General features: G+C 66.9%; 14 protein-coding genes. 9 read left to right on the top strand and 5 right to left on the bottom strand.

Annotated elements, in window-relative coordinates; all coding sequences use genetic code 11:
- Window positions 1-29: 29 nt before the first annotated feature.
- The 3 genes from PQI66_RS15060 to PQI66_RS15050 form a co-directional block, all read right to left on the bottom strand.
- A complete protein-coding gene (locus PQI66_RS15060) occupies window positions 30-2414 on the bottom strand; it encodes an HAD-IC family P-type ATPase (protein ID WP_339999347.1) in 2385 nt (794 codons plus the stop codon).
- A 5-nt stretch (window positions 2415-2419) separates the two neighbouring features.
- The gene (locus PQI66_RS15055; protein WP_339999346.1) at window positions 2420-3199 is read right to left on the bottom strand and encodes an enoyl-CoA hydratase; all 780 of its coding nucleotides are present in this window, start codon (window positions 3197-3199) and stop codon (window positions 2420-2422) included.
- Window positions 3200-3321: 122 nt separating this feature from the next.
- Window positions 3322-4197, bottom strand: a complete 876-nt coding sequence (locus PQI66_RS15050) for an aldo/keto reductase (RefSeq protein ID WP_339999345.1) — start codon at window positions 4195-4197, stop codon at window positions 3322-3324.
- Window positions 4198-4302: 105 nt separating this feature from the next.
- Between PQI66_RS15050 and PQI66_RS15045 the strand changes: the two genes are divergently transcribed.
- The 6 genes from PQI66_RS15045 (at window position 4303) to PQI66_RS15020 (ending at window position 8384) form a co-directional block, all read left to right on the top strand.
- Entirely contained in the window at window positions 4303-4569 is a 267-nt protein-coding gene (locus tag PQI66_RS15045; protein ID WP_339999344.1) for a helix-turn-helix transcriptional regulator, read from the top strand.
- Window positions 4566-5072, top strand: a complete 507-nt coding sequence (locus PQI66_RS15040) for a hypothetical protein (RefSeq protein ID WP_339999343.1) — start codon at window positions 4566-4568, stop codon at window positions 5070-5072. Before PQI66_RS15045 ends, PQI66_RS15040 begins: the two co-directional genes overlap by 4 nt.
- Window positions 5069-5614 (top strand): hypothetical protein, encoded by a 546-nt coding sequence (locus tag PQI66_RS15035; protein WP_339999342.1) that lies wholly within the window; start codon window positions 5069-5071, stop codon window positions 5612-5614. The genes PQI66_RS15040 and PQI66_RS15035 overlap by 4 nt, the downstream gene beginning before the upstream one ends.
- Before the next feature lie 37 nt (window positions 5615-5651).
- Window positions 5652-6542 carry an ABC transporter ATP-binding protein gene (locus tag PQI66_RS15030; protein ID WP_339999341.1) on the top strand — a complete coding sequence of 297 codons (891 nt, stop codon included), beginning with the start codon at window positions 5652-5654 and terminating at the stop codon, window positions 6540-6542.
- Window positions 6539-7735, top strand: coding sequence for an ABC transporter permease (locus tag PQI66_RS15025; protein WP_339999340.1), 1197 nt, complete (start codon window positions 6539-6541; stop codon window positions 7733-7735). The genes PQI66_RS15030 and PQI66_RS15025 overlap by 4 nt, the downstream gene beginning before the upstream one ends.
- 148 nt (window positions 7736-7883) lie before the next feature.
- Complete coding sequence (locus tag PQI66_RS15020; RefSeq protein ID WP_339999339.1) at window positions 7884-8384, top strand: 2-oxo-4-hydroxy-4-carboxy-5-ureidoimidazoline decarboxylase; 501 nt, start codon at window positions 7884-7886, stop codon at window positions 8382-8384.
- An 11-nt stretch (window positions 8385-8395) separates the two neighbouring features.
- Here the strand turns inward: PQI66_RS15020 and PQI66_RS15015 are convergent, their stop codons facing one another.
- The gene (locus PQI66_RS15015) at window positions 8396-8755 is read right to left on the bottom strand and encodes an FKBP-type peptidyl-prolyl cis-trans isomerase (protein ID WP_339999338.1); all 360 of its coding nucleotides are present in this window, start codon (window positions 8753-8755) and stop codon (window positions 8396-8398) included.
- A gap of 150 nt (window positions 8756-8905) precedes the next feature.
- On the bottom strand, window positions 8906-10201 hold the full coding sequence (locus PQI66_RS15010; protein WP_339999337.1) for a citrate synthase: 1296 nt from the start codon (window positions 10199-10201) through the stop codon (window positions 8906-8908).
- 330 nt (window positions 10202-10531) lie between these two features.
- Here PQI66_RS15010 and serC point away from each other — a divergent pair, with 330 nt between their 5' ends.
- The 3 genes from serC (at window position 10532) to PQI66_RS14995 (ending at window position 13850) form a co-directional block, all read left to right on the top strand.
- A complete protein-coding gene (gene serC / locus PQI66_RS15005) occupies window positions 10532-11674 on the top strand; it encodes a phosphoserine transaminase (RefSeq protein WP_339999336.1) in 1143 nt (380 codons plus the stop codon).
- Window positions 11675-11756: 82 nt separating this feature from the next.
- The gene (gene sepH, locus PQI66_RS15000) at window positions 11757-12929 is read left to right on the top strand and encodes a septation protein SepH (RefSeq protein ID WP_339999335.1); all 1173 of its coding nucleotides are present in this window, start codon (window positions 11757-11759) and stop codon (window positions 12927-12929) included.
- A 6-nt stretch (window positions 12930-12935) separates the two neighbouring features.
- Complete coding sequence (locus tag PQI66_RS14995) at window positions 12936-13850, top strand: DUF6928 family protein (protein WP_339999334.1); 915 nt, start codon at window positions 12936-12938, stop codon at window positions 13848-13850.
- Window positions 13851-13854: the final 4 nt, after the last annotated feature.

Raw genomic sequence — 13854 nt, 5'->3', positions numbered from 1 at the left:
TGATCCACCCGAAGTAGATGACATGTCAACTACTTTCGCGACGGCCACCTCCGGACCACCTGGTGCGCCAGCTCGATGACCACCGCACCGGCGGCTCCGACGCCCAGTCCGAGGGCCATCAGCCGGGTGTCCCCCGGCTCCAGCAGGACCAGATCGCGGAGGAACGGCACGGTGAACAGCAGGACATAGCCGGTCACGCACCCGGCCAGGAGCAGCACCTTCCACCAGACCAGCGGCCTGGCGACGATGCCCAGCACCCACAGTCCCATCACGATCAGTGCCAGCAGGACCGCGGTGCCGGCCTGCGCCCGTTCGATCTCGGGGGCGTCCCCGCCGGGGTAGACCACGATCCACATCGCCACCGCGAACCCGCCGACGAGCACGCCGGACGGCACCGCCAGCATGAGCACCCGTCGCAGGAAGCCGTCGCGCGGGCGCTCGTTGTTGGGTGCCAGCGCCAGGATGAAGGCAGGGATGCCGATCGTGAACCAGCCGGTGACGGTCACGTGGATCGGCTGGAACGGGAAGGACATCCCCAGCACGGCCACCACCAGGGCCAGCACCACCGAATACACGGTCTTCGTCAGGAAGAGGTTCGCCACCCGTTCGATGTTCCCGATGACCCGACGCCCCTCCCCGACCACCCTCGGCAGTGCCGAGAACCGGTTGGTCAGCAGGACCAGCTGCGCCACGCTACGCGTCGCCGGCGCACCGGCGCCCATCGCGACACCGATGTCGGCCTTCTTGAGGGCGAGGACGTCGTTGACACCGTCCCCGGTCATCGCTACCGTCCTCCCCGCCCGGTGCAGCGACTCCACCATCTGCTGCTTCTGCTCGGGACGCACCCGCCCGAAGACGTTGGCCCGTCCGACCTCGACGTCGAAGTCCGCCTCGGAGAGATCGTCGAGGGTGCGGGCGTCGACGGCGACGAGATCACGGTCGGTCGCACCGCGCGCCACGGCGGCGACGGAGTCCGGGTTGTCCCCGGAGATGATCTTGAGGTCGACGTCCTGGGTGTCGAAGAAGTCGAGGGTCTCCCGCGCATCGGGACGCAGCTGCTGCCCCAGCGTGACCAGTGTCGGCTCCACCAACGACGGGGCACCCGTCATCCCGGAGGTGTCGTCCGGGCGTTGCACCGTGCCGTCCACGCGACCGAACGCCAGGACGCGCAACCCCCGGTCCCCGAACCGCTTCGCCGTGTCGGCGGCAGGACCGTCCGCCAACAGGACGTCCGGGGCACCGAGGATCCACGCGTGCCCGGCACACTGCACACCGGAGTACTTCCATGTCGAGTTGAAGGGGATCTCCGTGCCCTCGAACGGCACCGGCGCATCCGCACCCGCCTCCGCGGCGGCGAGGATCGCCTCGGCGGTGGTGTTGCGGTCCTCCTGGGAGGCCACCAGCCTCCCCAGCGCCTCGCGGAGGCCGTCCGGGGCGGTCTCACCGGTCGCGGTGTAGACGCCCTCGAGCTCCATCCGGTTGGTGGTCAGCGTCCCGGTCTTGTCGGTGCACACCGTGTTGACCCGGGCCAGGCCCTCGATCGCGACCAACTCATTGACCAGCGCCTTGTACTGCCCCAGCCTGACCACACCGGCGGCGAAGGCGATCGAGGTCATCAACACGAGTCCCTCGGGAACCATCGGCACGATCGCCGCGGCCATCGACAGGATCGACTCCCGCAGGCCCGTCCCCGAGCGGACGAGCTGCGTCCAGACGGTCAGCACACCGGTGGGGATCAACAGCCACGTGATGACCCGCAGAATGCTGTTGATGCCACTCATCAGCACCGAATCCGTCAGCGAGAACTCACTGGCCTCGGCGGCGAGGCGCGCGGCGTAGGCGTCCTGCCCGACTTTCTCGGCACGGAACACGGCGGTTCCACCGGTGACGAACGAGCCCGACAGCACCTCGTCGCCCACGTGCTTGTGCACGGCGTCCGCCTCACCGGTGAGCTGGGACTCGTCGACGGTGAACCCGGAGTCCGCGCTGACCACGAGCGTGCCGTCGACCACGATCTCGTCGCCGGACCTGAGCACGATGAGGTCGTCGGCGACGATCTCGGACTGGTGGACGGTGAGCTTCTCCCCGTCGCGCAGGACGGTCGGCCGGGTCTCGCCCACGATGCGCAGGTTGGCCAGGGTCCGTTTGGCCCGCAGTTCCTGGATGACACCGACCGCCGAGTTGGCGATGATCAGCAGGCCGAACGCGGCGTTGATCCATGACCCGGTGGACAGCACGATCGCGCACAGCACACCCAGGATCGCGTTGACCCGGGTGAAGACGTTCGCCCGGATGATCTGCCAGACGCTGCGTCCCGTGCTTCGTCCAACCGTGTTGGTCCGCCCCTCCGCCACGCGCCGGGAGACCTCCGCGGCACTGAGTCCGTTGAGCGCGGCGCCGGTGGTCTGCGTCATCGTCGCTACCGCCCCTCGAAGACGGGTGCGCGCTTCTCCTCACGGGCCCGGCGCGCCTCTGCCGCGTCCCTGCTGAGCCAGCAGGCGCCACCGAGCCGGTCGATCTCCGCGGCGAGCTGTGCGTCCGGGTCAGGGTTGTTCATCGCCACCTTGAAGTAGTGCATGGGCATCGGCGCCTGCCGGGACATGGTGCGGGCGAGCTCCAGGGCGTCGTGCGACGGTCCGCCCAGCGTGGCGAAGCCGCTGGACACCGCCATACTCTGCCCGACCTGGGCACCCGCGATCAGGACATTGCGCGCGACCGAGCCGCCCAGCAGTTCCACCGCCCGCCGGATGGTCCAGCGGTCCAGGCTGAAACCGTGGTGCACGGCGGGTACCCACACACGCGCCTTCGGCCCCATGACACGCAGGTCACAGGCGAGGACGAGCTGGCATCCGGCCCCCACCGCCGGCCCCTGCACGTCGGCGACGACCGGCAGCGGCGCCTCGGTGATCGCCCGGATCATGCGCTCGAGACTGCCGAAGAAGTCGGTGGCGTACACCCCGCCCTTCAGGTTCGCACCCGCACAGAACGCCGGCCCCTCGGCGCGGAGGAGGATGATGCGCACCGGGTCCTCGGCGGCGACGAACCCCTCCACTGCCTCGGCGATGCCGGTGCACACGTCGGCGTCCAGGGCGTTGCGCCTGTCGGGTCGGCAGAGGGTGATGATCCCCACCCCTGACGCAGCGCTGTCCCGCACCACCCGGATCCCTGCGTCGACCGGGGTGTCCTGTGTCTCTGCCATGCCCTCAACTGCCTCTCACCGTAAAGCGGGTTATCCAGTGTCTCTCCGGTGCCCCATTGTCCCCCAAAGTACGGGCGGAGGTGGGGCGGACACCGCAATCGAGGGGGTCTCCGGCGGCCGCCCTACTCTTCGGGGACGCCGAACGCGGCCTCACGCGGATCGGCACCGACCCGCCCGGCCGCGGCCGCGTCACCGTCCAGGGCGGTGATGTCGGCGATCTGGTCCTCGGTGAGGTCGAAGCCGTCGACGTCCAGGTTCTCCCGGACACGCTCCGGCCGACTGGACCGCGGGAAGACGACGATGCCCTGCTGCAGGTGCCACCGCACGATGACCTGGGCCGGGGTCACCTCGTGCGACTCCGCGACCGCGGTGATCACCGGGTGGTCGAGGAGCCCCCGTCCCAGCGGCGACCAGGCCTCGGTGACGATGCCACGCTTGGCGTCGTCCTCCCGCTGCGCCTGCTGGGAGAAGCCGGGGTGCAGCTCGATCTGGTTGACGGCCGGGACGACGCCGGTGGCGTCGATGATCTCGTCAAGGACCTCCGGGTAGAAGTTCGAGACACCGATCGACCTCGTCTTCCCGGACTCCCGGGCCTCGATAAGCGCACGCCACGCATCGACGTACCGGCCGTAGGACGGCAGCGGCCAGTGGATCAGCCAGAGGTCGACGTAGTCGAGGCCGAGGTTGTCCAACGAGGTGTCGATGGCCTCTGCCGCCTTGCCCGGTGCCTGGTCGGCGTTCCAGAGCTTGGTGGTGACATAGAGCTCCTCACGGGTGACCTCGCCGTCGGCGACGGCATCGGCGATCGCGCGGCCCACGTCCTTCTCGTTGCCGTAGGCGGCGGCGGTGTCGATGTGCCGTGCTCCGGCGGAGATCGCCGCGCGGGTCGAGGTGTAGGCGTCCTGCGGGGAGAGTTCCCAGACGCCGAGGCCGAGCTGGGGGATCTCGTGTCCGTCGTTGAGGATGACTGTTGCCTGTGTCTGCGTCGAATCTGTCATGGCGACCAGCGTAGGCCTCCTGCGCCGTGCGTGCATCGGCGCGAAAACATTGTCCGATACCCACAAGTATTGACAAGTCATTGGGTTTATACAACACTCTGTGCCATGTCCCCGAAGAAGAAACCGGCACTCCCGATCCACAACCGGATCCGGGTGCTACGTGCGGAGCGGGACATGTCGCGTGCCGAGCTCGCCGCCCTCATCGACGTGAACCCCCAGACGGTGGGCGCGCTGGAACGGGGCGACCACTCCCCCAGCCTCGACCTCGCCTTCCGCCTCTGCGACGTCTTCGACCTGCCGGTCGAGGCAGTCTTCAGCCGCACGGAGTTCGCGCCGATGTCCACCGAGATCTACCGGAAGGATCAGCAATGAACCGACCAACACTCACAACCGTTCGGCACCGACGACAATTCAGCCTCCTCGGTGACATCGGTATCGCCTGCATCATCCTCGCCGCAGCACTCAGGTTCCGTTGGGACGGCCTGTCCGAACTACGTGCCGTTGTGGGAATCTTCATCACTGCCGTCAGTTGCGATCGTCTGAGACGATCCATTCGGCGTCAAGATGTCCGACACGAGGAGGAGCTCGACGAGTACGAGCTCCTACGCAGACATCGGGCTCACCGCACCGCCCTACGCTGGGCAATAGCTTTCCTCGTTACGCTGTGGACCGCCCTCATCGTGCTTCTCGCTATATTCAATCGCCAGGGAGCTGAAAGTTTCGAGACTTTCCTCGACGCAGTCGTGGCCTGCCTGTACTGCACCACCGCATTCATGCTTTTCATCCCGTTTCTCATCCTGCGGACTATCGCGAACGGCATGAACAAAGACCTTCTTATTTCCGGAGATGACAATGAGGAGGTACATACCTCATGAGCATTATCAACACCATCAACGACTGGGCGGAGAGGCGTGTCGAGCGACGGGATGAACGCTGGGCAGCCAGGGAGGAGTCGTTGTCCAGCCAGCTACCCGCATGGAGGACGGACAGCCGGGTACGTCTTCTGATCAGGATCTACCTCGGGTCGTTGGCGGCAGGGCTCCTCACCGCGATCGCCCAGATCTTCTGGACACCTTTCCTGTTCGCATGGGTTCCGTTCACCGTGATCGTCTGCACGAGCTGGACGATGCTGCGTACCGTGATCAACACCCGTGATGTCGCCCCTGACGCAGAACTGGATGAGTACGAAGCGAAGATCATTCGCACCTGGCAGGTCGCAGGCTACGGGTGGATGACAATGATCATCCTCGCCGTCAGCCTATTCATGGTCCTCGTCGCTGTATTCAATCCGGACAACCTGGGCCGTTGGGTTTACACGGGTGGGCTCTTCAGCATTCTCGGGATGATGACAGCTACGGCCCTGCCCACCGTCGCCTACGCGACGACGTTCGGACCCGTTCCCCCGTCAAACAACTAGTCTGGCTGTCACTGCCCCTCAACCAGAGGAGAACCTCATGCCCACCCTGGAACTCGACCACCTCAACAAGACGTTCGGAAGCGGTGACTCCGCGGTCCGGGCCCTCACGGACATGACCTTCACGGTGCGCCCCGGCGAGATCTACGGATTCGTCGGCTCCAACGGCGCCGGAAAATCCACCGCCATGCGCATCGCGCTGGGCGTGCTCACCGCCGACACCGGCGAAGCCCGGGTGGACGGTACACCCGTCAACGACGACATCCGCCGCACCATCGGGTACATGCCCGAGGAACGCGGGCTCTACGACAAGGAGAAGATCTCCGATCAGCTGGTCTTCTTCGGTCGCCTCCACGGTCTCACCAAACAAGCCGCGACGTCGTCCGCCGAGGAGCTGCTCGAACAACTCGGACTCGCTGAACGTTCCCAGGCCAAACTCCAGGAGCTCTCCCTCGGTAACCAGCAGCGCGTCCAGCTGGCCGCGTCGCTGGTACACCATCCTGAACTGCTCATCCTCGACGAGCCGTTCAGCGGCCTCGACCCCGTCGCCGTGTCCGTGATGAGCGACATACTCCTGTCGAAGGCCGCTGACGGTGTGCCGGTCCTCTTCTCCTCGCACCAGCTCGACCTGGTGCAACGGTTGTGCCACCGGGTCGGAATCATCACCAAGGGGCAGATGAAGGCCGAGGGCACGGTCGATGACCTCCGCAGCCGCGGACCCGCGCTGTACGCCGTGGAGACCACCGCCCGCGACTGGTACCCGGCGGGGACCCGTGTGGTCGAGTCCGACACGGACACCGTGATCCTCGACGCCGGCCATGTCGGCGACCAGGAGATCCTCCGCGCCGCCCTCGACGCCGGCACCGTCCACGGATTCACCCGACGAGTCCCCGACCTGACCGATCTTTTCAAGGAGGTCGTCTCCGCATGAGTACCCAGATGAACACCCAGACCGGTTATTCACGGGCCAGCGCCATCCGCACCGTCACCGGGCGCGAAATCCAGGTCGCCACGAAGAACAAGGGCATCATCGCCACCTTCATCATCGTCCTGGTGGTCGTGGTCGCAGGCATCTTCGTCATCAACTTCTTCGCTAACCGCGACAGCGACGATCCCCGCCTCGTCGTCGCCGGCACCGAGACCTCCGTCGTCGCAGACATCGCCGGAACCGGCGTCGACGTCGACAGCGCCTCCGACCGTGATGCGGCTGTCAGCGCCGTCGAGGACGGGGCAGACGCAGCGCTGGTCCGGGCGGACAACGGATTCGAGCTGATCAGTGACGGAACCCCCGACCCGGTGATCTCCGCCGCAGCACAGGCCGCGGCCTCCGCCGTCGCGCAGAACGAGGCGCTGTCGTCGGTGGGGGTGGACCCGGCGGAGTTCGCCGCAGCCCTCCCCGACTCCAGCGTCACCACGGTCGACCTGTCCGATGAAGGACAGGAGGACACCACCCCGGCCGTGGTCACCACCATGCTGGGCACCATGGTTGTCCTCACCTTCATCATGATCTTCGCCGGTAATGTCGGTGGCCGGGTCACCGAGGAGAAGTCCTCCCGCGTCGTCGAGATCATCCTGGCTACCATCCGCCCGATCGACCTGCTCATCGGCAAGGTGCTCGCCATGCTGGTCGTCGGATTCATCGGGACGGTCGTCATCCTCGGCGCCGCTGTGGCGTCGCTGAGTGTTGCGGGGCTGCTCGACGAGGTCAGCATCGATGCTGCGACGATACCGGTACTCCTCGTCTCCTTCGTGCTGGGCATGCTCTTCTTCAGCGCCCTCTATGCCGCAGCGGGCTCACTGGTCAGCAAGGCCGAGGACCTGGGCAGCACCCAGATGCCGGTGATGCTGACCTTCTTCACGGTCCTCTACCCGCCGATCTTCGGGTGGAGTGCACCGGACTCCACCGTCATGGAGGTCCTGGCCTGGATTCCGCCGATGTCACTGGGTGTCGCCCCGATGCGCTACGCGGCCGGCGACATGTCCTTCGGTCTCCTCGCCGCGTCCTACGGCGTGCTCGCGCTGACCACACTGCTGGTCCTGCTGCTGGTCGCCCGCATCTACCGTGGGTCGATCCTGAACAACGGCAAGAAGATGACCTGGATGCGCGCCATCCGCTCCAGCTAGGAACCTGCCGGTGTCATCTGAGCCACCGCAGGGGCCACATTCCTCCCCGGAAATGACCTGTGCGGTGGCTCAGCTCGCAGTCTCCTCAGCCTCGGGAGTTCACCATGGGGAAACGGGACGGAAATGCACCCCCAGTTCACTGGAGACCATGATTGACACCGTTCCCGTCACCACCGTCGACGACCTCAACAGGATGACCCCCACCCAGGTCACCGATATCATCGGAGACCTGCTGTACTCACCCCAACTGGGTGCGGCGATCGCCGCCGCAGCACCGTTCAGAAGTCTGGAGCACCTGCTCGACGCCGCCCACCGCGAACTGCTGCGCCTGCCCCGGGTGGAGATCCTCGCGAGCATCCAGGCGCACCCGGTGCTCGGCGAGAAGACCACCGACTCCTACTCGCGTGAGGAGCAGTCGTTCATCCTCGACTCCCCACCCGAGGTCCTCGCCGACATCGCCGAACTGGGCCGACGCTACGAGGCACGCTTCCACCACATCTTCCTCGTCTGCGCCCAGGGGATCGGCGGTCACGAGGTACTGCTGCTGCTCAAACGGCGCCTGGAGAACCCCACGGTCACCGAATGGGACACCACCGTGCGCGAGCTCGGGAGGATCAACGCCCTCCGGCTGCGCACGGTGGTGCAGTAGTCCGGTCCGTCCTAGCGGGCGTCCACCAGGTCGATGATGAACACCAGGGTGCGTCCGGCCAGCGGGTTGCCTGCACCGGCGGGACCGTAGGCCAGCTCCGGCGGGATCGTCAGCTTGCGACGGCCGTTGACCTTCATGCCCGGGATCCCCTCCTGCCAGCCCTGGATCAACCCGGAGAGCGGGAACTCGATGGTCTGCCCACGGTCCCAGGAGGAGTCGAACTCCTGACCGGATTCGTAGTCGACACCCACGTAGTGCACCTCGACCATGCCGCCGGGCACGGCTTCGGGACCGTCACCGACGGTGATGTCCTCGATCACGAGCTGTGTCGGCGCGGGGCCGGGCTGGACGTCGATGGTGGGCTTGCTCATGGGATGTCTCCTGACGGTTCGCTGTCATGCTAACCGTCTCAGATTACCAGGACGTACCCACCGGAAGCGGAAATGCCGGATGCCCGGCCCCTGCTCTGCGGCAGGTACCGGGCATCGGTGGTCCGTCAGGTGTGCGGACCGGGTGCGTGTCTAGCGCTTGTCGCGCGGCACGAAGGCGCGCTTGCCCTCGCCGGTGTAGATCTGGCGCGGACGGTTGATCTTCGCCGTCGGCTCGTTGATCTGCTCCAGGTAGTGGGCGATCCAGCCCGGCAGACGACCCATGGCGAACAGGACGGTGAAGAAGTCCGTCGGGAAGCCCATGGCACGGTAGATCAGGCCCGTGTAGAAGTCCACGTTCGGGTACAGCTTGCGGGAGATGAAGTAGTCGTCGTTGAGGGCGATGTCCTCAAGCTTCATCGCGAGATCCAGCAGGTTGTCGCCGCCGAGGTGGTCCAGGATCTCGTGCGCGGACTCTTTGACGATGGCCGCACGCGGGTCGTAGTTCTTGTACACGCGGTGGCCGAAGCCCATGAGCTTGACGCCGGGCTCCTTGTTCTTCACGCGGTCCATGAAGTCGGTCGCGTCGCCACCGTTGTCGTGGATCTCCTCGAGCATCTCCAGGACGGCCTGGTTCGCACCGCCGTGCAGCGGGCCGGAGAGGGCGTTGACGCCCGCGGCGATGGAGGAGTAGATGTTCGCGTGCGAGGAGCCGACCATACGCACGGTGGAGGTGGAGCAGTTCTGCTCGTGGTCGGCGTGCAGGATGAGCAGCTTGTCCAGTGCCTTGGACAGCACCGGGTCGACCTCGTAGTCCTCGGTCGGGTAGCCGAACATGTTGCGCAGGAAGTTCTCGCGCGCGTTCAGCTTGTTGTCCGGGTACATGTAGGGCTTGCCCTTGGATGCGCGGTAGGCGTAGGCCGCCAGCATCGGCACCTTCGCCATGAGGCGGTAGGTGTTCTTCTTCTGGAAGTCCTTGTCCAGCGGGGCGAGCTCGTCCTCGTAGTAGGTGGCGAGGATGTTGACCGACGATGCCAGGACGTTCATCGGGTGCGCGTTGCGCGGGAAGATCTTGAACTGGCTCTTGAAGTCCTCGTCGAGCAGCGTGTGCCGACGGATGTTCGCGTTGAAGTTCTCGAGCTCGTCGTTGTTCGGCAGTTCGCCGTTGATGAGCAGGTAGCTGACCTCGTTGAAGGTGGCGTTGTTGGCCAGGTCGGCGATGTCGTAGCCGCGGTAACGCAGGATTCCCTCGCCACCGTCGATGTAGGTGATCTCGGAGAGGGTGGAACCTGTGTTCACGTAGCCGGGGTCAACGGTGGTCAGACCGGTCTCGGCGAGCAGCTTGCCCAGCGCGAAACCGGAGTTCCCTTCGTTGGCCTTGACGATCGGCATTTCATATTCGCCACCGGGGTAGTGGAGAACGGCCTTGTCCTGGTTGTCGGAAGCCATTGACAGCCCTTTCGTTTATTCAGGTACTTCGATGCTTTCGGTTGTGTCCCCTGTGCCGGAGATCACCGACCCGGGGCCCGCCTCGAACCGAGCGGCCCGGCGTGAATAAAGCTCATGCTGCGGACCGTGGACGATCGTGGGATAGGACACACTGTACCCAATACCCCCCGGGCGGACACAGTAGGGTCGTACGGTATCCCCGTCAGCCACCCCCGCTGTGTCCCGGAGTGTGGGACGTGCGGTTCCACGAAATGGCCCGAGCAGCTAGGCTGACGACGTTCCCGTACGACCGTGCTTGGAAGACTTAGGAAGAGATCAGGAAAGCCGACCATGAGCGACCAGTTCCCCACCCTGCCCGAGAATCTCCTGCCCGCCGACGGCCGGTTCGGCTGCGGCCCCTCCAAGGTCCGCCAGGATCAGATCGACGCCATCGTCTCCGGTGGCCGAGACATCATCGGTACCTCCCACCGCCAGCCCGCGGTGAAGAATGTCGTCGGCTCCGTCCGCGACGGTCTCGCGACGCTCTTCAACCTCCCGGAGGGCTACGAGATCATCACCTCGTTGGGCGGCGCCACCGCGTTCTGGGACTCGGCGTCCTTCGGTCTGATCCGGAACAGGTCCGCGCACCTCACCTACGGTGAGTTCTCCGGCAAGTTCGCCTCCGTGTCCGCGAAGGCCCCGTGGTTGGACAAGCCCGAGGTCGTCGCCTCCGAGCCGGGCACCGCCCCCTCCCCCGACCAGCTCGACGGGGTGGACGCCGACCTGGTCGGCTGGGCCCACAATGAAACCTCCACCGGCGCGATGGTGGACGTCACCCGCCCCGCCACCGACGCCCTGGTCGCGATCGACGCCACCTCCGGTGCCGGTGGACTGCCCGTCGACATCGCCGAGACCGACGTCTACTACTTCTCCCCCCAGAAGTGCTTCGCCTCGGACGGCGGGCTGTGGTTCGCCGCGTTCTCCCCCGCCGCCCTGGAGCGCGTCGAGGAGGTCGCCGCCACCGACCGTTACATCCCGGCGTTCCTGGACCTGAAGACCGCGGTGGACAACTCCCGCAAGAACCAGACCTACAACACCCCTGCCGTGTCCACCCTGTTGATGATGGACGCCCAGGTGAAGTGGATGAACGCCCACGGTGGCCTGGACGGGATGGTGGCCCGCACCTCGGAGTCGTCCTCCACGCTGTACTCCTGGGCGGAGTCCCGCCCGGAGGCGTCGCCCTTCGTCACCGAGCCGTCCAGCCGCTCGCTGGTCGTCGGCACCATCGACTTCGATGAGTCCGTCGACGCCGACATCATCGCCAAGACGTTGCGCGCCAACGGCGTCCTCGACACCGAGCCCTACCGCAAGCTCGGACGCAACCAGCTGCGCATCGGCATGTTCCCCGCCATCGACCCGGCGGACGTGAAGACGCTCACCACGGCGATCGACTACATCCTCGATTCCGGCGTCGCCAGCAAGGCCGGCAAGTAGGACCGGCACCCACCCCGCACAGGACCCCTGTCGCTGACTCACCCCCGGAAGCTCACCGTCTTCCGGGGGTTTCTGCGCTACTGTGGCGGAAAACACCCAGTGGATGGAGGTCCCACCGATGCAGGAACTGCGCTTCGTCAGAGACGACAGCGACCGGGCGTCCCTCGTTCTCCGCATCGCCACCGACGGTGCTGACGGTGCCGCCGGTACTGACGGCACCGACGGCGCTGACGGCTCCGGCGAGTTCTTCCTGCCGGTCACCGACGAGCTGACCGGGTTCCTCGGCATCGCCGCAGCTTCCCCGGAGACGCCGGATCCCTCGAATCCCTCGAATCCCTCAGATCTCGCGGAGCCGGCGGAGACAGACGCGGCCGGGGAGACCACCCCCGCACCGTCGACCCCCGAGCCTGTCGCCGTCCCGACGCGTGAGCGCATCCACCTGCGCCCCAAGGAGATCCAGGACCGGATCCGCCACGGCGAGACCGTCGAACAGATCGTCGCGGAGACCGGCATGGAGGACAGGCGCGTCCGTCCGTTCGCCGTGCCGATCGCCATGGAGCGCAACCGCATCGCCGACATGGCCCGGGACGCTCACCCCGTGCGCGCCGACGGGCCGACGGAGGCCCCGCTGCGCGAGATCCTGGCCGGTGCCTTCTCGGCGCGCGGCGAGAACTTCCGCGCGGCGGACTGGTCGGCGGCGATGGACTCCTCGGACCACTGGATCATCTCGGTGAGCTGGACGAAGGGGAACCGGGAGGGGGCCTCGCGCTTCGTCGCAGATTTCCGCTACGTCCCCGGAGAGGACGGCCCGTCGACCGTTGAACCGGTCAACTCGGTCGCCTCCGATCTGATCGACCCGCGCTTCGAGCGTCCCGTCCGCACGGTCTCCCCGGTCATCCCCTCCAGCCGACAGGACGATGTCGAGGACGAGGAGCAGGACGGGTACCGGGGCCACGACGGCGGCACCGAGGCCCGGACCACCGGGTCCCGGTCGGGCGGCGTGCCGCCCCGCGGCGGCGACGAGACCCGACCGGACAACGTCCCCGTCGACGCCTCCCCCGCTTCCACCGCCGGTTCCGCCGCCGACTCCGACGCCGATGCCCCGGTGGATCTCTTCGGTCGGCGCACCCACCCTGCCGGCGGTGACGACGACCCTGCCAGGCGGAGAAAGAAGGCCGTCACCCCCCACTGGGAGGATGTCCTGCTCGGGGTGCGGACAAACCCGAAGTCCACCGGCCGGAACAAGAAGAAGTAGGCGGCGGTGGGCACCCCCGAGACGGTGGTGACGTTCTGGTTCGCGACGGCCGCCGTCCCCCGCGACGTCCTCACCGCTGAGCCGACGCCGGACCGAGGATTCGCCCGCAAGTACCTCGCCCAGCTCGGCGTCCGCCTCGAGGCGGAACGTAGCGGTGCGTCAGCGGCGTTCGGCGACTTCTCCTCGCCGATCCATATCGGCGATTTCGACATGAACCGGTCCGCGCCCCCGGGGCGCCGGGAGTTCTACATCGGGGGCTATTCCGGACTGTCTGTCGTCCAGACGGTCCTGCCCGGCGCGGGACTGCTCTCAGAGGTACCACAGCCGCTGCGCGACCTGATCGCCGCGGCCGACCTGTACGTGACGTGCCGCACCCCGGACGACCCGGACGGGCTGGGCGGCTTCGCCCACTGGTCGGGAGGGGCGCTCAAGCGGTGCTTCACCGCCACCCGCGACAAGATCCTCGAGGACACCGGGCTGCCGGAGCCTTTCGAGGCACCGTTCTGGGAGGGCAACGTGGAGTCCACCGGGATCCAGCTGCCGTTCCGGCCCGGCGAGTTCGCCGCCGCAGCGGAGGAGTACTGGCTGGGGTTCCGGGTGGAGCGGGAGGGGATCGACATTCCCGTCTGCGCCTTCGCCCTGGACGGCCGACCCGCGCCCCGGCCCGGACGTAGCGGTGCGGGACCGTCGGCCCCGCACCGGCCGGTGAGTGCCGTCACCCCGAACACCCCCGGCTACGACGACTACGCCGACGGCAAGGAGTCCGCGACCAGGGCCACGTCCGACCTGCTCAAAGGGGCTGCGGTCTCCGTGGTGACCGGGGTGGGCCGGGGCCTGCGCGGCAGTGTGCGCCTGTTTCAGACCGGCGCGCACCGCATCGGCGACGAGGTCCGCCGGCGGGCCCGCAACGCCGGACGCTGACACC

It is taken from the genome of Corynebacterium sp. USCH3 (assembly GCF_037619475.1).
In the GTDB taxonomy this organism is placed as follows: domain Bacteria; phylum Actinomycetota; class Actinomycetes; order Mycobacteriales; family Mycobacteriaceae; genus Corynebacterium.
This window is presented reverse-complemented; position numbering and strand designations above follow the sequence as displayed.